Origin of the sequence: Cupriavidus sp. YAF13 (assembly GCF_052113425.1) — a bacterium.
Taxonomy (GTDB): Bacteria; Pseudomonadota; Gammaproteobacteria; order Burkholderiales; family Burkholderiaceae; genus Cupriavidus.
The window spans coordinates 1-19,664 of the sequence record NZ_JBFRDD010000091.1; the positions used below are offsets into that span (position 1 = coordinate 1).

The 19,664-nt window shown below is 67.5% G+C and carries 18 protein-coding genes and 1 pseudogene; 9 read left to right on the forward strand and 10 right to left on the reverse strand.

Annotated elements, in window-relative coordinates:
• Positions 1-259: 259 nt before the first annotated feature.
• Positions 260-1,075 (reverse strand): tetratricopeptide repeat protein, encoded by an 816-nt coding sequence (locus tag AB4061_RS38670; protein WP_441641374.1) that lies wholly within the window; start codon positions 1,073-1,075, stop codon positions 260-262.
• Positions 1,076-1,130: 55 nt separating this feature from the next.
• Positions 1,131-3,257 carry a bifunctional 2',3'-cyclic-nucleotide 2'-phosphodiesterase/3'-nucleotidase gene (locus AB4061_RS38675; RefSeq protein WP_441641359.1) on the reverse strand — a complete coding sequence of 709 codons (2,127 nt, stop codon included), beginning with the start codon at positions 3,255-3,257 and terminating at the stop codon, positions 1,131-1,133.
• A 273-nt stretch (positions 3,258-3,530) separates the two neighbouring features.
• Here AB4061_RS38675 and modA point away from each other — a divergent pair, with 273 nt between their 5' ends.
• The 3 genes from modA (at position 3,531) to AB4061_RS38690 (ending at position 5,885) form a co-directional block, all read left to right on the forward strand.
• Complete coding sequence (modA, locus tag AB4061_RS38680; protein WP_441641360.1) at positions 3,531-4,352, forward strand: molybdate ABC transporter substrate-binding protein; 822 nt, start codon at positions 3,531-3,533, stop codon at positions 4,350-4,352.
• Positions 4,353-4,484: 132 nt separating this feature from the next.
• Positions 4,485-5,156, forward strand: coding sequence for a molybdate ABC transporter permease subunit (modB, locus tag AB4061_RS38685; protein WP_441641375.1), 672 nt, complete (start codon positions 4,485-4,487; stop codon positions 5,154-5,156).
• 6 nt (positions 5,157-5,162) lie between these two features.
• A complete protein-coding gene (locus AB4061_RS38690; RefSeq protein WP_441641361.1) occupies positions 5,163-5,885 on the forward strand; it encodes an ATP-binding cassette domain-containing protein in 723 nt (240 codons plus the stop codon).
• 63 nt (positions 5,886-5,948) lie between these two features.
• Here AB4061_RS38690 and AB4061_RS38695 read toward each other — a convergent pair whose 3' ends face one another.
• Together AB4061_RS38695 and AB4061_RS38700 are read right to left on the reverse strand one after the other, a co-directional pair.
• Positions 5,949-6,467, reverse strand: a complete 519-nt coding sequence (locus AB4061_RS38695) for a class IV adenylate cyclase (RefSeq protein WP_441641362.1) — start codon at positions 6,465-6,467, stop codon at positions 5,949-5,951.
• 21 nt (positions 6,468-6,488) lie between these two features.
• Positions 6,489-6,593 (reverse strand): annotated as a pseudogene (locus tag AB4061_RS38700) (amino acid transporter); the annotation flags it as partial.
• A gap of 153 nt (positions 6,594-6,746) precedes the next feature.
• On the opposite strand from AB4061_RS38700, the gene AB4061_RS38705 reads away from it, so the two are divergent.
• Positions 6,747-7,238 carry a GNAT family N-acetyltransferase gene (locus AB4061_RS38705; protein ID WP_441641363.1) on the forward strand — a complete coding sequence of 164 codons (492 nt, stop codon included), beginning with the start codon at positions 6,747-6,749 and terminating at the stop codon, positions 7,236-7,238.
• 12 nt (positions 7,239-7,250) lie between these two features.
• Here the strand turns inward: AB4061_RS38705 and AB4061_RS38710 are convergent, their stop codons facing one another.
• From AB4061_RS38710 to AB4061_RS38725, 4 genes are all read right to left on the reverse strand, one after another.
• The gene (locus tag AB4061_RS38710; RefSeq protein ID WP_441641364.1) at positions 7,251-8,054 is read right to left on the reverse strand and encodes a TOBE domain-containing protein; all 804 of its coding nucleotides are present in this window, start codon (positions 8,052-8,054) and stop codon (positions 7,251-7,253) included.
• A 120-nt stretch (positions 8,055-8,174) separates the two neighbouring features.
• Positions 8,175-8,417: an RNA recognition motif domain-containing protein gene (locus AB4061_RS38715; protein ID WP_441641365.1), complete on the reverse strand. Its 243-nt coding sequence runs from the start codon at positions 8,415-8,417 to the stop codon at positions 8,175-8,177.
• A 118-nt stretch (positions 8,418-8,535) separates the two neighbouring features.
• A complete protein-coding gene (fabI, locus tag AB4061_RS38720) occupies positions 8,536-9,315 on the reverse strand; it encodes an enoyl-ACP reductase FabI (RefSeq protein WP_441641366.1) in 780 nt (259 codons plus the stop codon).
• A gap of 174 nt (positions 9,316-9,489) precedes the next feature.
• On the reverse strand, positions 9,490-11,871 hold the full coding sequence (locus AB4061_RS38725) for a DUF3141 domain-containing protein (protein ID WP_441641367.1): 2,382 nt from the start codon (positions 11,869-11,871) through the stop codon (positions 9,490-9,492).
• Positions 11,872-12,148: 277 nt separating this feature from the next.
• Here AB4061_RS38725 and AB4061_RS38730 point away from each other — a divergent pair, with 277 nt between their 5' ends.
• Entirely contained in the window at positions 12,149-13,090 is a 942-nt protein-coding gene (locus AB4061_RS38730; RefSeq protein ID WP_441641368.1) for a phosphate acetyltransferase, read from the forward strand.
• A 73-nt stretch (positions 13,091-13,163) separates the two neighbouring features.
• Complete coding sequence (locus AB4061_RS38735) at positions 13,164-14,390, forward strand: acetate/propionate family kinase (RefSeq protein WP_441641369.1); 1,227 nt, start codon at positions 13,164-13,166, stop codon at positions 14,388-14,390.
• Positions 14,391-14,556: 166 nt separating this feature from the next.
• Here the strand turns inward: AB4061_RS38735 and AB4061_RS38740 are convergent, their stop codons facing one another.
• Both AB4061_RS38740 and AB4061_RS38745 read right to left on the reverse strand, forming a co-directional pair.
• The gene (locus AB4061_RS38740) at positions 14,557-15,348 is read right to left on the reverse strand and encodes a tyrosine-protein phosphatase (protein ID WP_441641370.1); all 792 of its coding nucleotides are present in this window, start codon (positions 15,346-15,348) and stop codon (positions 14,557-14,559) included.
• Between the two features lie 64 nt (positions 15,349-15,412).
• Positions 15,413-15,667 carry an RNA-binding protein gene (locus AB4061_RS38745; RefSeq protein ID WP_441641376.1) on the reverse strand — a complete coding sequence of 85 codons (255 nt, stop codon included), beginning with the start codon at positions 15,665-15,667 and terminating at the stop codon, positions 15,413-15,415.
• A gap of 411 nt (positions 15,668-16,078) precedes the next feature.
• Here AB4061_RS38745 and AB4061_RS38750 point away from each other — a divergent pair, with 411 nt between their 5' ends.
• Genes AB4061_RS38750 through AB4061_RS38760 form a run of 3 tightly spaced genes read left to right on the forward strand, consistent with a single transcriptional unit; the run spans position 16,079 to position 19,444 of the window.
• Positions 16,079-17,620, forward strand: a complete 1,542-nt coding sequence (locus tag AB4061_RS38750) for a DASS family sodium-coupled anion symporter (protein WP_441641371.1) — start codon at positions 16,079-16,081, stop codon at positions 17,618-17,620.
• 25 nt (positions 17,621-17,645) lie between these two features.
• Positions 17,646-18,695, forward strand: a complete 1,050-nt coding sequence (locus AB4061_RS38755) for an Ldh family oxidoreductase (RefSeq protein WP_441641372.1) — start codon at positions 17,646-17,648, stop codon at positions 18,693-18,695.
• Positions 18,696-18,748: 53 nt separating this feature from the next.
• Positions 18,749-19,444 (forward strand): transglycosylase domain-containing protein, encoded by a 696-nt coding sequence (locus tag AB4061_RS38760; RefSeq protein WP_441641373.1) that lies wholly within the window; start codon positions 18,749-18,751, stop codon positions 19,442-19,444.
• Positions 19,445-19,664 lie beyond the last annotated feature (220 nt).

A 19,664-nucleotide genomic window follows, 5' to 3' on the forward strand; every position in this document is an offset into this window, starting at 1 on the left:
CCTGACCCACACCTGACCCACACTACCGTCTCGCCACCTCGCGCTCCACTGCGGGGACGGGGCGCGTTCATACCATCTTTTCTTTACGAGTAAAGAAAAGTGACATCTCACACGTTCCAAAACGGCCAACCCCGTACAGCCGCGCCAGCAGCTAGAAGCAGTAAAACCCCACCCATAAGAGGCACCCCCGCGTTAGCGGGCTACACGCACGCATGCACCCCCCAACACCCCGTCCGCCCCGACTCAAGGACTCAAAGATTCAAGGACTCAAAGCCGGATGCTTCAGCGCATGCGCTGTCTCCGCCAGATGCGCCCGAAAGCTCCCCTCATCCCGCTTCAACCCTAGCTCGCCATACCGATAGGCCATCGCCAGCGCCTGGATCGATTCCGGATGCTCGCGCTCGGCCGCGGCCTCGTACCACGCCACCGCGCGGGCCTCGTCGCGCGGCACGCCCGCCGCTTCGCGATAGGCGTTGGCCAGCATGAACATCGCCTGGGGCACGCCGGCATCGGCGGCCAGCTCGAACCAGCGCGCGGCCGCGGCCGGGTCCGGTGCGCGCCCATAGCCGCCACGGTGCAGCAAGCCGAGGTAGTACGCAGCCCCGGTATTGCCAGCGGCGGCGGCCAGCTCGAAGTGGTGCCAGGCCGCCGCCGCGTCGGGCGCGCGCTGCGCATCGCCGAGGAAAGCCGCCTTGCCCAGCACGAAATGCGCGCGTGCATCGCCCGCGCCGGCGGCCTGCTTCAGCCAGTCCCGGCCTTCGGCATGCGCCGCCGCATCCCCGCTTGCCCATAACGCCTCACCAAGCGCGGCCTGGGCCGCGCCCTCCCCCGCCCGCGCCGCCTGGCGCAGCGCCGCGAGCGCCTCTTCGTCGCCGGCCGAGCCGGCCAGCGTCTGCCACTGGGCAAGCTGCGCGTGGCGCGCGCTGGCATGCTCGCGCCATGCCGATGCCCCGCCTACGCAGCCTGCCGCCACCGCGACCGCCACCAGCGCGGCAGCGATGACCGGATGCAGGCGGCGCTGACGGGCCTGGCGGCGCACAGGCGCACTGCATGCCGGTGCCGTCGTTCCCTTCATTGGCGTATTCGTTGCCGTGCTCATTGCCGTGGTCAGTGCCGTGGTCATTGCCGCCTTACTGGTTGAGGTCGACGCTGTACAGCGACAGGTTCTTGGTGGTGTCGTAGCTCGCCTGCTCCAGCGCGATATTGGCGAGGCCGGCGGCCTGTGCCTGCGCCAGCTGGCCTGGCGCAGAAGCAAACACCACCTTGCCGGCCGTGGCCACCTTGGTGAAGCGCCAGCTGCGCGCGCCGCCGTTGGTGGCGCGCGTGATGGCRCCGGCCTTCTTGATGTAGGCGATCAGCACATCGCGGCTGGCATCCGGCGACGCATAGACCGTCTTGCTGCCGTCCAGGCCGGGGAAATTACCGCCGCCGCTGGCGCGGTAGTTGTTGGTGGCCACGATGAACTGCTGGCTGGCGTCGAGCGGCACGCCCTTGTATGCGAGGTTCTTGATGCGGCTGCCCTCCGGCTGCGTCACGTCGATCTCGTACTGCAGGTCGGGCGAGGTGAACATGTCGAAGTTGTAGCCAGGGAAGCTGCTGATGAGCGGCTGGTCGGCGGTCTTGGCCGGGTCGATCAGGTTGAAGCGCTTGGCGGCGGTCTCCAGCCAGGCCTTGACGTCGCTGCCGCTCACCTTCACCGCGTAGATGGTGTTGGGGTAGAGGTAGAGATCGGCCGCATTGTTGATGGCGAGGTTGCCGGACTGCACATCGGTGTAGTCGTTGCCGCCGCCAAAGCCGCTCTTGAACGGCGCCGAGACGGACAGCACCGGCAGCGCGGCCAGGGCCGGCAGGTTGGCGGCGATGTAGTCCTTCACGTAGGCCGCCTGCGCCTGGTTGACGATCTGGATCGCGCCGGGATCGCCCACATCGGCGAAGTACGTGCTCATGCGGTAGTCGGTAGTGCCGATCGGGGTCTTCACGTAGGCGATGGTGGCCTGGTGCTCCGCATCGACCGCGGCCGCCACGCTGGCATCGGCCGCCACATAGCTCTTGTCGGCATTCTGGATCGAGCGCGCCTGCACCGTGGTAGCGCTCTTGTCGACCACCCAGCGGTTGCCATCATGCGCGAGCTGCAGCTTGATCACGCCGAGGCGGCGGCCCCAGTAGTCGGCCATCACGGTAGGCACGCCGTTGACCGTGCCGCGCACCTTGTCCACGCCTGGCAGGTTGAACTGCGCTACCGTGCTGGTGGCATCGGGGAAGACCTGGTGCGAGTGGCCGATCAGCATGGCGTCCACGCCGGCCACCTTGGACAGGTGCCAGCTGCCGTTCTCCATGGTGGGCGAGTAGGCGGAGGCATCGAGCCCGCCGTGCGAGATCACCACCACCAGGTCGGCGCCCTTGGCGCGCATCTCCGGCACGAACTTCTCGGCGGTTTCCTTCACGCCCTCGGTGTAGACCTTGCCGTCGAGCCAGCGCTTGTCCCAGCTCATGATCGCGGGCGGGGTGAATCCGATGATGCCGACCTTGACCGGCACCGTGACGACCTTGCCGTCGGGCCCCGTGGCGGTGATCTGGCGGGTGATGATGGTGTACGGCTGGAACAGCGGCGCGCGCGTGCGCACGCTGTACACGTTGGCCAGCACCTGCGGGAAGGCCGGCCCGGCGCACGGCGTCTGCACGGTCGGGTCGGGCAGGCCATCCACGTTGAAGCGGTTGCCCGTGACCTGGTTCAGATAGCCCAGGCCGTAATTGAACTCGTGGTTGCCGATGCCGCCACCGTCGAACTTGGCCGCGTTCATCACCTTGTACATGGCCAGGGTCTCGCCGCACTTGAGCGGGTTGACCTGGGCCTGGTAGTCGGCCAGCGCCGTGCCCTGGATGGTGTCGCCGTTGTCCAGCAGCAGCGTGTTGGGAAATTCGGCGCGCGCCTGCTTGATCAGGGTTGCCACGCGCTCGAAGCCGAAGGATTTGTCCTCGGCCAGCTTGAAGTAATCGTAGCTGCGCACATTGGTGTGCAGGTCGGTGGTTTCCAGCAAGGCCAGCGTGGCCTTGGTACCGGCCGAGACGCTATCGGCCTGCGGCGTGACACCCGTGCCCGTGCCGGGGCTGGCGGGGCTGTCATCGGAGCCGCAGGCGGCCAGCAGCGCGGTGGCCACGATAGCGGCACCCAGCGCGGCCGCGGTGGGCACCGCAAGGATGGGGGACGAAGCGGGCGCGGCGCGCGCGGGTAGAACGTCGGTCGGACTGCGGTGCATTTGTGGCTCCCTTCTTTATTGTTGTGCCTGGAGCCGGACATTGTCCCGAGCGCAAATGGCAGCAGAGTGACGCTCGCGTTACACCACTGTGACGACGGGCCACTGGCAGCAGGCGCACCCGGACGGCCCGCCGATATGCCCTGTCCTGACCCAATGTGCCATTGACGCCGCGTTATATACCGTCATATATTGCGCATTTGGCGGGCACATCTGGCGGGCATATTCCGGCCTGGCTCGCACCTGCTATCCAACCCGCTTCCGGCCACCCCCGCCATGCCCATGCTCCCGATTTCCGCTCCGTTGCCTGCCCAGTCCCGCCAGCCGCGCGGCGCCCGACGCGCCTCCTCGCTGGCGGCCAGCCTAGTGCTGTCCGCCACCCTGGCGCTGTCCGCCCCGGCCGCCTTCGGCGCAGACCTGGTGGTCTCCGCCGCGGCCAGCCTGACCAATGCCTTCAAGTCGCTCGCCGAATCCTACGAACGCGCGCACCCCCAGACCAAGGTGATCCTTAACTTCGGTGCCTCCGATGTGCTGATGCAGCAGATCGTCAATGGCGCGCCGGCCGATGTGTTTGCCTCGGCCGACCAGGACGCCATGAACAAGGCCGTGACCGAGCGCGTGGTGCAGCCGGCGTCGCGCCGCGATTTCGCCGCCAACCAGCTCGCGCTGATCCTGCCGGCTGACAGCAAGCTGGAAGCGGGCAAGCTGCAGGACCTGGCCCGCCCCGAGTTCAAGCGCGTGGCCTTCGGCAACCCGGCGTCGGTGCCGGTGGGCCGCTATACCAAGGGCGCGCTGGAAGCGGCGGGCGTATGGGATGCGGTCTCGGCCAAGGGCGTGATGGCGCAAAACGTGCGCCAGAGCCTGGATTACGTGGCGCGTGGCGAAGTCGATGCCGGCTTCGTGTTCGCCACCGATGCGGCGATCATGCCGGACAAGGTCAAGGTAGCGCTGCGGGTGCCGACGCGCCAGCCGGTCACGTATCCGATTGCCATCACCTCGCACTCCAGGCAGCCCGAGCAAGCCGCGGCATTCCTCGGCTATGTGACGTCGCCAGAAGGCCAAGCGGTGCTGGCCAAGTATGGTTTTCTCAAACCGTAAGCCGCAAGCCGCAAGCCATAATCGCTGGTCCTTGCCCGCAGCCCCGGCGCCCGGGCGCGCCGCCAACCTGAATCCACCTACCTTGCCGCCTGCCTGGCTCCCCGCCGGCAGGCGTTTATGCTGATGACCTCCCTGGAAGCTGTCTGGGTCCCGCTGTCGCTGTCGCTCAAAGTCGCGGGCTGGGCCACCGTGCTCAATGCCGTGCTGGGCGTGGGCGCGGCCTTTGCACTGTCGCGCTGGCAATCGGCCGCGCGCGACGTGGTCGACGCCCTGCTCACGCTGCCGCTGGTGCTGCCGCCCACCGTGCTCGGCTACTACCTGCTGGTGCTGGTCGGGCGCCGCGGCGTGTTCGGCGAGTGGCTCGGCCGGCTTGGCATCGAACTGGTCTTTACCTGGCAAGGCGCGGTGCTGGCCTCCACCATCGTGGCCTTCCCGCTGGTGCTGAAGTCGGCCCGCGCCGCCTTCGAAGGCGTGGACTCGCAGCTTGAGGACGCCGCGCGCGTGCTCGGCACGTCCGAGGCCGGCATCTTCTTTCGCGTGACGCTGCCGCTGGCGTCACGCGGCATCATCGCCGGCGTGCTGCTGGCCTTTGCCCGCGCGCTGGGCGAGTTCGGCGCCACGCTGATGGTGGCGGGCAACCTGCCCGGGCGCACGCAAACGCTGTCGGTCGCCATCTACGAAGCCGTGCAGGCCGGCGACGACAACACCGCCAACCTGCTGGTGCTGGTCACCTCCCTCACCTGCGTGGTGCTGCTGGTGGCCGCCGGGCGGCTGATGCCGCCCACCCGCAAAATGTACCGGTAGGCCGCCATGACCATGCAAGTCACCGTACGCAAGCAGCTCGGCTCCGCCGACCGCCATTTCGGGCTGGATATCGCCTTCGATTCGGAAAGCAAGCGCATTGCACTGTTTGGCCCCTCCGGCGCGGGCAAAAGCCTGACGCTGCGCGCCATCGCCGGATTGCTCACGCCGGACAGCGGCCGCATCGTGCTCAACGGCCGCACCCTGTTCGACAGCGAGACTCACGTCAATGTGCGCCCGCAGGAGCGGCGCGTGGCCTATCTGTTCCAGGACTACGCCCTGTTCCCGCATTTGACGGTCGCGCAGAACATCGCCTTCGGGCTGAAGCGGGGCTGGCGCAACCCGAGCCGCAACACGCACCACCCGGAAGCGCAACGCTGGATCGATGCGTTTGGCCTTGGCGCGATCACCAGCAACTATCCCGGCGAGATCTCCGGCGGCCAGAAGCAACGCGCCGCGCTGGCGCGCGCGCTAGCGGCGCGGCCCGACATTGTGCTGCTGGACGAGCCGTTCTCCGCGCTGGACCCGGCGCTGCGCGTGCGCATGCGCGCCGAGCTGCGCGCGCTGCAAGCCAGCCTGGAAGTGCCCATGCTGGTGATCTCGCACGACCCCGACGACGTGGAAGCCCTCGGCGACCACGTGCTGGAAGTGCGCGAAGGCCGCATCTTTGGCGCCGCGCCCGTGAAGGGGCATCCACAGGTGTACGCGCCCGTCTCGGCGCGTGCGGTCTGAGGCCGGCTCTGTGGGGCCGGCTCAGTGAGGCCCGTTCGGTGAGGCCCGTTCAATGAGGCCAACTCAAGCCCCGGCCGAGCGCAGCAGGTCAACGTAAGCGGTTTCAATTAATTGCCCTCGCGTTATGCCCAGCTTGCCCAGCAACGCATGCGCCTCGGCAATGCCGGCCTGGCCCGGCTCGCCCTCGGCCAGCACCACCTCCAGCTCCAGGAAATCCCCCAGCCCCTCCACGCGGTCCAGATGCACGCGCGTGCGGCCCACCAGGAACAAGGTGCGCGCCTTGCGCACGCGCCCGCTCTCGCCCCACGCCGCCGCCAGTGCGGCGCGCAGGGAATCGGGCTCGGCCGTGGGCGAGAGGATGTAGTGGCTCTCCTTGGGCCCGGCCTGGTCGGCGCGCGCGTAGAAGATCAACTGGCCTTCGCCGGACGGAAAGACACGTAACTTGAGCCGCCCGTTGGGGCAGGCAAAGAAGGTGTCGTCCTGCAGGATCAGCTCCGGGCCATGGTCGGCCAGCGGCGCGACCCGTGGCAACAGCGCGTCCACGCTGGCGATACGCGCCTTGATTTCTATGTTGCTTGGCATGGTCGTCGGGTATTCAGAAAATCAGGCAGACAGCAGCTTGGCGGCCATCACCCACATGGTGATGCCGATGACAATCTCCAGCACGCGCCATGCCGATGGCCTGGCGAACACCGGCCTGAGCAAGGCACCGGTTTGCTTCGTGCAGATTCCTGTGCATCGTCGGTTTGATCTTGGTTTTCCTGGATTTTTTGGTTTTTTGGGTCTTCTTGGTCTTCTTGGTTTTCTTGCGTCGGCTGCCTGGCCGTGATTTCTGCCTGCGGCTCGGTTATCCTTGCGCGCATGCAAACACCATCCCCAAGCCCGCAGATCCGGCGCGCCGGGCCATCCGATGCCCTGGCCGTCGCCACCCTCCTCACCGAAACCTTTCTCGCCACCTGGAAGCCGCAGCTCACGGCCGAGGCAGCCTTGCGCTTCGAGCAAGAGGACAAGGTCGGCGATTATGTCCGTAGCCGGCTGGCGCAGTTCCACGTGGCCTGCGTGGACGGCACGGTGGCCGGCATGGTGGACTGGGAGAACGATTTCATCTGGGCGCTGCATGTGTCGCCATGCTGGCAGGCGCGCGGACTGGGCAGCGCGCTGCTGGCGCACGCCGAAGCCGCGATGGCAGCGGCAGGCCATCGGCAGGCCCGGCTCGAAACCGACACCTTCAACGTGAAGAGCCGCGCCTTCTATCGGCGCCACGGCTATGCCGAGGTGGAATTCTACCCCGACGAAAGCTGGCACAGCGGCTTCACCACGGTACTGCTGAGCAAACCGCTGGTGCCTGCCTGATGCGCGCCAGGCTCAGCCCATGGTGCCCAGGATCACGCTCGACGCCTTGAAGATCGCCAGCGCGCGGCTGCCCTCGGCAAGCCCGAGCGCGCTCACACTGTCGTTGGTGACAATGGCCACCACGGTGCCGCCGCCATCCAGCTCCAGCGCCACCTCGGCATTGACCGCGCCCGGCAGCACGCGGGTCACCTTGCCAGGCAGCTGGTTGCGCGCCGAGAGCCGCAGCCCGGGATCGGGCAGCCCCAGCAGGACCGAGGAAGCCTTGATCAGCGCGAAGGCTTCGGCGCCGGGTGCGAGGCCCAGCGTCTCCACGCTTTCGTGGGTGATGGTGGCGACCACGTGCTGGCCGCCCGCGAGCGACAGCGTGACCTCGTCGTTGACGGCGCCGCCGCGGATCGCAGCCACCTTGCCAAAGAGCTTGTTGCGCGCACTGGTCTTGATCATGAAACGCCGCATCAGGTGAAGGTCGTCCTGCGCCGTCTCGCTGACGTTGCCGAGGCTGGCGAGGTGTTCGATAAAGAGCCGGTGCTCGTGCTCCAGCGCGCGGTAGGTGCGGATCAGGCTGGCGGCGCGCTCGGTCAGCACGGTGCCGCCGCCGCCCTTGCCGCCGGCGGCGCGCACCACCAGCGGCTCGCCCGCGCTGTTGTTCATGGCGTCGATGGCATCCCAGGCGCCCTTGTAGCTCAGCCCGACCGCTTTGGCCGCAGCCGTGATCGAGCCGTGCTCGCCGATCGCGGCCAGCAGGGCGATGCGTTCGCGCCCGCCCCAGTCCTGGGAGCCCGAGCGAAACCAGATCGCGCCGTCGAGTTCTAGCATGCGGGAATGGCGCTACCGCGTGGCAGCGCAGCAAAGTGGCAGAAGCCGCTTATCTTAATGCCAAAGCGTGGCGGCGCGCGGCAGCCGCCCGCCCTCAACCTCCCTCAACCTGCCAACGCCTCAACCCTGGTGCGCCGGGATATACCAGCGCATCATGCTGCCGGCGAAGTACTGGCGATCCAGCTGGCGCAGCAGGCGCCACGCGGTGAAAGGATCGATATCCAGGTTGACCCAGGCCCAAGGGTGATTCGGATCGCCCTCGCGCACCAGTTCCACGGACGTCACCGGGGCGTAGGTCGCCAGCTTGTCGCGCAGCATCTGTTCGGTCACATCGCGGTGCAGGCCCCGGATGAGTACCTTCATGTCTTGCTCCCGATATGAGGCAGCGCGCACGCGGCGGGCAGCACGTGTCTCCGTTGTCTAGCTCATTGTAGGTGGCCCGACGCGGTCCGTGGGCCACGCATCGCGCCCTTGGCGGCAGTCAGCCCATGATGTGCGCGCCGCCGTCCACGTACACGGTGTTGCCGGAAATCCGCCGCGCGTAGGGCGTCGCCAGGTAGGCGGTGGCAAAGCCCACGTCCATGATGTCGACCAGCTCGCCCAGCGGGGCGCGGCCCGCGGCATCCGCCAGCAATTGCTCGAAATCCTTGAGCCCGGACGCCGCGCGGGTCTTGAGCGGCCCCGGCGAAATGGCGTGCACGCGGATGCCGCTCGGGCCGAGTTCGTGCGCCAGGTAGCGGCAGGACGCCTCCAGCGCCGCCTTGACCGGGCCCATCAGGTTGTAGTTCGGCACCACGCGGTTGGCGCCCTCGTAGCTCATGGCGAACAGGCTGCCGCCCGCGCGCATCAGCGGCACCGCGCGCCGCGCCAGCCGCACGAAGGAATGACAGGACACGTCCATGGCCCGCGCGAAGCCGGCCGCCGATGCATTGAGCAGCCCGCCCTGCAGGTCGTCCTTGGGCGCGAAGGCCACCGAGTGCACCAGTACGTCGAGCTGGCCCCATTGCCGGGTGATCCGCTCGAACAGCGCCTGCTCCTGGCCCGCGTCCTCCACGTCGAGCGGCATCAGGATCGTCGCGCCCACCGATTCGGCCAGCGGCGCCACGTGCGGGTAGGCTTTGTCGTTGAGATAGGTGATCGCCAGTTCGGCGCCAAGCTCGCGGAAGGCCCGCGCGCAACCCCACGCGATGGACTCCGCGTTGGCCACGCCGACCACCAGCACGCGCGCGCCCAGCAATGGGGGATTGGGTACTTGCACCATGATGTCCCTCGCTTAATGAATGCGCGCCCCTGCTGGCGCCGGCTTAGAGGCCATTTCCAAAAGATGCTGGCGTCCTTGCGCGGCCTTGGCCGTACCACTTGTACTGTCTGCGGCCGCGCGCCTAGCCAGAACCGCTTCGCTTCATGTTGAAACAGCCTATCAGGCCCGCCTGGTTCAGGTGCCTGTCTTGACGTTGCGCCGTGCCGACGGCTTGACCGTCTTGAGCGGCTTGGCCACCTTGCCCGGCTTGGCCGCGCCGGCCTTGCGAACGCGTGCGCTGGCTTCCGGCGAAGCGGCTTTGCGCGCCGTGCGCGGCGTTTCCACGGGTGCGGGCGCCGGGGGCGCCGCGGTGGCGGGCTGCGCGGTTTGCCGCGCAGTGTGGTCGGTGCCCAGCACGCGCGCCACCTCGCGATAGCGCGCCAGGCGGGCGCCTTCGAGCGGTCCCACCACGGTCACGATGCGATGGATCGCCATCATGATGCGATGGCGCAGCGCGCTGTCCGGCACCAGCAGCGGCAGCGCGGCCACGGCCCGCCCGGCGTCCAGCCCCACGATCATGCTCTGCCGCCTGACTGCGGCCTTGACCGTGGCAATATCCGGCTGCTGCTCCAGGTGCTCGCGCGCCATCTGCCGCATCAGGTTGAAGGGCCGCTCCTCGATGCTGGTGTTCTCGTCCGCCACATAGCAAAGGATGCGCATGAAGGCATCGAGCGGCGTGCCCTGCTCGATCCCCGCTTCGGCCTCATGAATGCGCCGTTCGGCCAGCTCCTGGCGCAGCGCCGCGCTCAGCGGCGGCGGGCCGCGCTTTTCGGCGCCGGGCGAGAAGCCCATCAGCGCGGACAGCCATGGCGACTGGTACAACGCCTCGAAGAGCTGCTCCTGGAAGGCATCGCGCTGGTCGCGCCACGCGTCGAGCGTGCGCACGATGGTGTCGGACACCGCGCCCTCCAGCGTGACGAAAGGATTGTCCGGCGCCACCGGCTGGCGCGCCTCGCGCACCGACGGCGCCAGCGCGGCGATCCACGCCATCCACGGATTCGCGTCCGACGCCAGCGAACGCTCCAGCCGGGCCGGGTGCATCTGCCGCATCGCGTAGGCGCCCAGTTCGTTGGATGCGGCCTGCACCGCCGGCGAGGCGAAGGTGTCGTACAGGCGCTGGTTGACTTCGGCCACGCGGCGCACCACCTCGAACGCGCGTTCGTCGTCGCGGCCATCGTCCAGCGCGAGGATGTCGTCGATGGTCCTGCGCTCGAAGCGCATCAGGTAGCGGCCTTCGATCAGCTCCAGGTGCGAGGTGCCCGGCGCGATGTCTTCGATGCGCGCCTCGTACAGCCCGGGCGGCAGCACGTCGATCAGGTCCAGCGCCGAGAACAGCTCGGTGTGCTCGCGATTGGCCACGCCGGCCGAGACGAAGATGCCAAGGTGCCCGACCTTTTCATGCAGGCAGTAGACGATGACCTGGTCGTTGGCGACGATCTCGTCGACGCTGGCGTAGAGATCGGGAATCCAGTTCAGCGCCTGCTGCGGCGGCGTGATGTTGTCGCCCCAGGAAGCAAAGACCACGATCGGCGAGCGCACATTGCGCAGGTCCACCGCGACGCTGCCATCCGCGCTGCGCACCTCGCCGGCGGTCAGGTGGTTGCCGACGAAGAGGTTCTGCACGATCCAGTCGATCTCGGCGCGGTTGAGCAGGAAGTGCCCGCCCCACCAACGCTCGAACGCCAGGAAGCGCTCGCGCTCCGTATCCACCTGCGCATAGACGTCGTAGAGCTTTTTCCAGTACGTGTTGGACGGATTGAGCTGCTCGAAATTCTGCACCAGCCAGGCCCCGTCAAAGCGGCCATTGCCGAGATCGGCCGCAAAGGACGRCAGCCACGAGCCGCCCAGCAGCCCGCCGCTGTAGCGCATCGGGTTACGCCCGCGCACGCCCGACCAGTAGGCCAGCGGCGAACCGGCCAGCAGGATGGGGCCGACCAGTTCCGGCGCGGCGGCCGCCAGCATCATCAGCGCCCAGCCGCCCTGGCAGTTGCCGATCACGAACGGCTTGCCCTGCGCGTGCGGATGGCGCTCGGCCACGGTGAGCAGGAACAGCGCTTCGGCGCGCGCCACGCACTCGATGGTCTGGCCCGGGCAAGGCACCGGGAAAAAGGTGACGAAGTAGCAGGGATGGCCGCTGCGCAGCGCGATGCCGATCTCGCTGTCGATCTTGAAGCCGCCGATGCCCGGGCCATGCCCGGCGCGCGGATCGATCACCACGAAGGGCCGCTTGGTGTCGTCGGTGACGATGCCTGGCGGCGGCAGGATGCGCAGCAGCGCGTAGTTGGCGGGTTGCGCCAGCGTGCGCGCATCGATCACCACCTCGTGCTCGAAGACCAGCACCGGCGGCATGCCCTCGCGCTCGTGCTCGAAGGTCTGGTTGCCGCGCTCGCGCAGGATGTCGAGCAACAGGACGGCGCGCTGCCAGGCGTCATGCGCGTAGGACCACGCATCGGACAAAAGCGGTGGCACGCCGGCGGCGGCGCTGCCGGCATGGATGACGGGATCACGTGCGTTCACTCGGCTTCCCCTTCTACGTTCTACGGTGTGGCGCCGAAGGCAGTCGTTTCCAGGCGATGGCACGGAATTGCTGCCCTGCAGCACAGCGCAATCTACCAGCCTGCATCGTGCTTGACAACCCGCGGCATGGGCGGATCGGTGACAGGCATGACCTGGCGCAAGGTCCGCGCCAATGTCATCGTGCAGCAGGAAACATCGCCTATACTGGCCTTTGTTTTTTTGCGCGACGCAGCATGCCCGCGCGGTCGCACCGCAACCCCGACGCACCGGAACGCCGATGACCCACACGCTCGACAAGTACTCCGTCCTGCTGGCACGCTGCCAAGATTTGCCCGCCATTCCCACCGCGGTGGCGCATCCCTGCGATGCTTCCTCGCTCGGCGGCGCGCTGCAGGCGGCCAGCCTCGGCCTGATCGTGCCGCTGCTGATCGGGCCCGAGGCGCGCATCCGCCAGGTGGCCGACGCCAACGCGCTCGACCTTGGCGACAGCGTGCTGATCGACGTGCCGCACAGCCATGCTGCCGCCGCGCGCGCCGTCGCGGCAATCCGCGCGGGCGAGGCCGAGCTGCTGATGAAGGGCAGCCTGCACACCGATGAGCTGCTGCACGAAGTCACCGCGCCCGCCACCGGCTTGCGCACGGGGCGGCGCCTTTCGCATGTGTTTGCGATGGACGTGCCGAGCTATCACAAGCCGCTGTTCATCACCGACGCCGCCGTCAATATCTTTCCCACGCTCAACGACAAGGCCGATATCTGCCGCAACGCGATCGATCTGCTGCGCGTGCTGGGCATCGAGTGCCCCAAGGTGGCCATCCTCTCGGCGGTGGAAACCGTGACCGACAAGATCCCATCCACCATCGACGCGGCCGCGCTGTGCATGATGAGCCGGCGCGGCCAGATCGAAGGCGGCATCCTCGACGGCCCGCTCGCGTTCGACAACGCGATCAGCCATGAGGCCGCGGTGACAAAGGGCATCGTCTCCGAGGTCGCGGGCGACCCCGACATCTTGCTCGTGCCCGACCTGGAGGCCGGCAACATGCTGGCCAAGCARCTSACCTTCCTAGCCGGCGCCGAAGCCGCCGGCATCGTGCTGGGCGCGCGCGTGCCCATCATCCTCACCAGCCGCGCCGACAGCGTGCGCGCGCGGATCGGCAGTTGCGCGATTGCCGTGCTGCTGGCGCATGCGCGCCGCACCGGCCAGGCGCCCGGCAAGATCTGAACGCTCCACCGTCTCGGTCACCACCTCGGCCACCGTCACAGTCAACGTCAACGTCACAAGGAGGCTTGCGAGCGTGAGCGCCACCCATCCCACCATCCTCGTCGTCAATGCCGGCTCCTCCAGCGTCAAGGTCTCGGTGTACGCCGTGCCCGAGGCCGCGCACGCCAATGCCGACATCAACCCGGTGCTCAGCGCGCACGGGCAGATCGAAGGCATCGGCGTATCGCCGCGCCTCACCGCCAGCATGGCGGACGGCCGCGTGGTCGCGGACGAACGCTTTCCGGTGGCGCAGGTGGCCGATCACGACGCCGCCTTCCGCCTGATCCGGCTGGTGCTCAGCATCGGGCTGCGCGATGCGCCGCCGGTGGCAATCGGCCATCGCGTGGTGCACGGCGGCGCGGATTTCTCCGCGGCCGTGAAGATCGACGACGACGTCATTGCCAAGCTGGAAGCATTGGTCCCGCTGGCGCCGCTGCACCAACCGCACAATCTCACGGCGATCCGCGCGGTGCGCGCCGCCGCGCCGGCGCTGCTGCAGGTCGCCTGCTTCGACACCGCCTTTCACGCCGGGCACGACCCGCTGGCACAGCTGCTGGCGCTGCCCTACGAATACTTCGAACGCGGCATCCGCCGCTACGGCTTTCACGGCCTGTCCTACGAGTACATCGCGCGCCGCCTGCAGCAGATCGCGCCCGATCTGGCGCAGGGCCGCGTGATCGTGGCGCACCTGGGCAACGGCGCCAGCCTGTGCGCCATGCGCGAGGGGCGCAGCGTGGAATCCACCATGGGCCTGACCGCGCTCGACGGCCTGCCGATGGGCACGCGCTGCGGCGCCATCGATGCCGGCGCCATCCTGTGGCTGTCGCAGCAAGGCATGAGCACCAAGGACATCGAGACGATGCTGTACCAGGAGTCAGGGTTGAAGGGACTGTCGGGCGTCAGCAGCGACATGCGCGCCCTGCTGGCCAGCGACGCGCCGCGCGCGCGCCTGGCCATCGATTTCTACGCCTACCGCGCGGCGCAGGAAATCGGCAAGCTGGCGGCCACGCTGGGCGGCCTGGATGCGCTGGTGTTCACCGCCGGCATCGGCGCCAACTCGCCGCCGGTGCGCGAGAAGATCTGCGCGCGGCTGGCGGAGCTGTTCGGCATCAGCCTGGACGCCGGCGCCAACAACGAGAACCGCCAGCGCATCAGCCGCGACAACAGCCGCGTGCCGGTCCTGGTACTGCCCACCGACGAGGAAGGCATGATCGCGCTCAATACCGCACGCATCATGATGGAGCACAACGCGCTCGCGTAGCGCTTCCGAGACCCTACGGGCGTAATGCGCTTTTGACAAGTCCTGACATTGGCAAAAGAGGCACCAAAAACGACTGCGGCGGGGCTATAGCCCTGCCGGCCGCCTGCCTCGCTTGGCTACGATGGCCGATGGCGCGCTAACGGCCCGTTGGGGAATGACGCGCTCGCTAGGCGCGTACGAGATAGGCCTGGCGCAAGCGCTCGGCATCCACCTTGAGCACATCGCCCAGGTAGGCATCGATGCCGCCGTAGTCCTGCTCGATGGCGTGCATCGAGGCTTCCAGGTAAGAGGCCTTCACCACCAGCAACGGCCACATCACCGCGGGATCGACGCCAAACTGCGCCGCGCCGGCGCTCATCTTCTGGTTGAAGCCCTGGTTCCAGTGATTCGATTCCAGGTAGTTGGCCATGATGATGTCGCGCTCCACGCCTAGGCCGGCCAGCAGCAGCAGCGAGGCAAAGCCGGTGCGGTCCTTGCCCGCCGTGCAGTGGTACAGCAGGTTGCCGCCCTGCTCCGCGGTCTTCAGGAAGCCGCCGAAGGCAGCCTGGTACTTGCGCGGAAAGTCACCATAGACCTCCAGCATGAAGGCCTCCATCTGCGCCGCGCTGCCGTCGCGCAAACGCGGCATCAGCTCGGCCATCGACATGCTGCCTTCGAGCACCGGCGTGGCGACCCAGCGGAAGGCCTCGCCAAAGGGGCTTTCCGCTGCGGTCTTCTCACCGGCCGAGCGGAAGTCGATCACCATGTCCAGCTGCAATGCGCGCAGCCGTTCCATATCCGCCGCGCTGGCCAGGCCCGGGTTGCCGCTGCGAAACAGCTTGCCGGCACGCACGCGGCGGCCGTCGCGCGTGGCGAGGCCGCCGAGGTCGCGCAGATTGACCACATTGTCCAGCGCCAGCGCCGCGTTGCCCGGCACGCCGGCACCTTGTGATGGCGCATCGGCCATGTTTTCCTGCATCGTGTGTCCCTGCCCTGTCTTTGTCGTTCGGTGGCGCGCGCGCCGCACCGCACGTGGCGGCGGCTCAGCGCGCGCGATAGGCCGGCACATGCCAGCGCGTATGGCAGCCAGCAATATAACGGCGATCGAGCTTTGCCACCAGTTTCCACACGCTCATCGGGTCCACATCGTCGAGATCCAGGTCGACCCAGGCCCAGGGATGCGCACTGTCGCCCTCGCGGATCAGCTCGATGTCCTTGACCCGCACGTAGGCGGCCAGCGCCGTGCGCAGCGCCGATGCGTCGACTTCGGCACGTAGTCCTCTCACTAAAACCTTCATCATGCACTCCAATGTTTTCAGATCACGTTCGCGCGGCTCGCCAGCGTGCGGGGCCACCGGTGGTGGCGCACGCTGCGCAACGCCCACAAGGCCTTGTCGCGCAATGATCTCAATGATCTGAAAGTCTGACCGCATGGCGCATAGAAATTTCCCTGCACGAGCCGGTTCTTTGATCCGCGTCATATGCGCCCGGATCCACTCTCGACAGTCACCGTTGGCCGGCACGATAATTTCCCCATGTCGAACGCGGCAGCCCGGCCGCAAGCCGGTCTCCCGCCTCCGCCAGGTCTTCACGGAAAGCCGCCGAACGACGCCGCCACCCTGCCAGTCACAGGTTAGCCATTTGCCCGCGCGTGACGTCCGCCTTCCCGTGTCGAACCAAGATCAACAAGACAAGAAAAGGGCAAAGCGATGACAGACCCGCACACTCCAACCCAAGCCGTCCGCGCAGCCGCCCCCGCCTCCATCGGTGTGGCTGCCGCCGTGCCGCAGGCCGCGCCCGGTAAATCCACGCCATGGGGGCTCTACGCCGCCGTCCTGGTACTGATCGGCATACTCGCCCTGCCCCTGCCCCCGGACCTGCCGGTGGCGGGACACCGCATGCTGGCCATCCTCGCCTTTGCCATCGTGGTGTGGATCACCGAGGCGGTCTCCTACGAGGCCAGCGCCATCATGATCACGTCGCTGATGGCCGCGCTGATCGGCTTTGCGCCCACGGTGGCCGACCCGGCCACGCAATACGGCACCTCCCGCGCGCTCGGCATGGCGCTGGCAGGGTTCTCCAATACCGCRCTGGCGCTGGTTGCCGCCGCCCTCTTTATCTCGGCGGCGATGACGGTGACCGGGCTCGACCGGCGCATCGCGCTGGTCACGCTGTCGGCCATCGGCACCAGCACGCGGCGCATCCTGATCGGCAGCATCGTGGTGACCATCGCGCTGTCGCTGGTGGTGCCGAGCGCCACCGCGCGCAGCGCCTGCGTGGTGCCGATCATGATGGGCGTGATCGCGGCCTTCGGGGTCGACAAGAAATCCAATATCGCCGCCGGCATCATGATCACCGTGGCCATGGCCACCAGCATCTGGAACGTCGGCATCCAGACCGCCGCCGCGCAGAACCTGCTGACGGTGGGCTTCATGGACAAGCTGCTGGGTGAGCGCATCACCTGGCTGCAATGGCTGATCGCCGGCGCGCCGTGGGCCATCGTGATGTCGGTCGTGCTGTATTTCCTGGTGCGCTTCCTGTTGCCCGCCGAGACCGAGGCCATTCCCGGCGGCAAGGAAGCCGTGCAAAAGGAACTCGCCGGGCTGGGCCCGATGAGCGGCCCGCAAAAGCGGCTTGCCGCCGTGTCCATCGGGCTGCTGCTGTTCTGGGCAACCGAGGGCAAGCTGCACCAGTTCGACACCGCCACCGTGACCTTCGTCGGCCTGGTGATCCTGATGATGCCGCGCATTGGCGTGATGGACTGGAAGACCATGCAGCAACGCACGCCGTGGGGCACGCTGATCGTGTTCGGGGTGGGCATCAGCCTGGGCACCGCGCTGCTCACCACGCAGGCCGGCCAGTGGCTGGGCAAGTTCGTGGTGGCCAACTCCGGGCTCGCCACGCAAGGCCCCATCCTGGTGTTCGCCATCCTGGCCGCCTTCCTGATCCTGATCCACCTCGGCTTTGCCAGCGCCACCGCGCTCACCGCGGCACTGCTGCCGATCCTGATCTCGGTGCTGCAGACGCTGCCGGGCGATATCAACCAGATCGGCCTGACGATGCTGCTCGGCTTCACCGTGAGCTTCGGCTTCATCCTGCCGATCAATGCACCGCAAAACATGGTTTGCCTGGGCACGGACACTTTCAACGGCAAGCAGTTCGCCAAGGTCGGCATCCCCGTGACGGTGATCGGCTACGCCCTGATGCTGCTGTTTGCCGCCACCTACTGGCGCTGGCTGGGCTGGATCTGAGCGCACACCGGGACAAGGAACGAACATGAAGATAACACTGCAATCCGCCACCCAGCTCGCCCGCGACCTGCTCGCCGCACAAGGCGTGCCGACCGACATCGCCAACGACGTGGCCGAGCACCTGGTCGAGGCCGATCGCTGCGGCTACACCAGCCACGGCCTGTCGATCCTGCCCAACTACCAGCGCTCACTCGCAACCGGCAACGTCAACCCGGCGGGCCGCGCCGAATGCGTGCTCGACCGCGACAGCCTGCTGGTGTTCGACGGCAACGGCGGCTTCGGCCAGCACGTGGGCAAGCGCGTCATCGAGACCGCCATCGAGCGCGTGCGCCGGCACGGCCACTGCATCGTCACGCTGCGCCGCTCGCACCACCTGGGCCGCATGGGGCACTACGGCGAGATGGTGGCCAAGGAGCGCTTCGTGCTGCTGAGCTTTACCAATGTGATCAACCGCTCCCCGGTGGTGGCCCCCTACGGCGGCCGCACCGCGCGGCTGACCACCAACCCGCTGTGCTTCGCCGGGCCGATGCCCAACGGCCGGCCGCCGCTGGTGGTGGATATCGCCACCAGCGCCATCGCCATCAACAAGGCCCGCGTGCTGGCCGAGAAAGGCGAGCCCGCGCCGGAGAACAGCATCATCGACAGCGGCGGCAACCCCACCACCGATGCCGGGGCCATGTTCAGCGAACACCCGGGTGCGCTGCTGCCCTTCGGCGGCCACAAGGGCTATGCGCTCGGCGTGGTGGCGGAGCTGCTGGCCGGCGTGCTGTCCGGCGGCGGCACCATCCAGCCGGACAACCCGCGCGGCGGCGTCGCCACCAACAATATGTTCGCGGTGCTCATGAACCCCGAGCTCGACCTGGGCCTGAGCTGGCAGAGCGCGGAGGTGGAAGCCTTCGTCAACTACCTGCACGACACCCCGCCCGCCCCGGGCTTTGACAGCGTGCAATACCCTGGCGAGTTCGAAGCCGCCAACCGCGCGCTTAGCACCACCCACCTGGAGGTAAACGCGGCGATCTGGCGCAACCTGGAAACGCTGGCAAAGGAACTTGGCGTGGCGCTGCCGGCAGGCTGAACCGGCGGGGCGGCTTGGGCAGTGGCATGGCCAGTGCTGGCACAATACGGCCCATGGAACGTCTCTGGTCGAATTTTCTCAAGCTGGTGCTGCTGCTCATCCTGGGCGCGGCCCTGCTCGGCACGCTCGCCGTGCTCGTCGCTCAGCGCCAGCTGCCCACGCTGGATGCGCTCACCACTTTTCGCCAGTCGCCCGGCTACGTGCCCATCGGCGAGATACCGCCCAAGCTGACCCAGGCGGTGGTAGCCATCGAGGACGACCGCTTCTACCTGCATGACGGCATCGACTATGTCGGCGTGATCCGCGCCGGCGTGGCCAACCTGTCCGATGAGCTGTCGCAGGGCGCCTCCACCATCACCATGCAGGTGGCGCGTAATTTCTTCCTCTCGCGCCAGAAGACCTATACCCGCAAGCTGTATGAGGTGCTGCTGGCTTACCGGATCGAACATGCGATGAGCAAGGACGAGATCCTCGAGCTCTACATGAACAAGGTCTACCTTGGGCAAGGGGCCTATGGCTTTGCGGAGGCCGCCGAGACGTATTTTGGCAAGCCGGTGGGCGAGCTGACTTTAGCGGAATGCGCGATGCTGGCCGGATTGCCTAAGGCGCCTTCGGCGAATAACCCGGTGGTGAATCCCCGGCGCGCCCGGCAGCGGCAGGCTTACATTTTGCTGCGGATGCTGGAGTTGGGGAGGATTGGGAGAGGGGAATATGATGCGGCGTTGTTGGAGCCGTTGAGGTTGAAGTAGGTGATTGGGCGGCGATGGCTTTTGCTCCCACATCCCCCTGCGGGGTTGGTCGATGTTTCTTTGAGCGGCGTTGGCGTTTGCACCCAAGGGCCATACGACATCCCCCTGCGGGGGCTGCCGGTCACTTATATGAACGCGCCCCGGTTTGCTAGGTAAACGTCACGCGATGCTCGATCAGGGTTGGTTGCAGACTTATATCCGGCCTAGTGCAGGCCAAGCC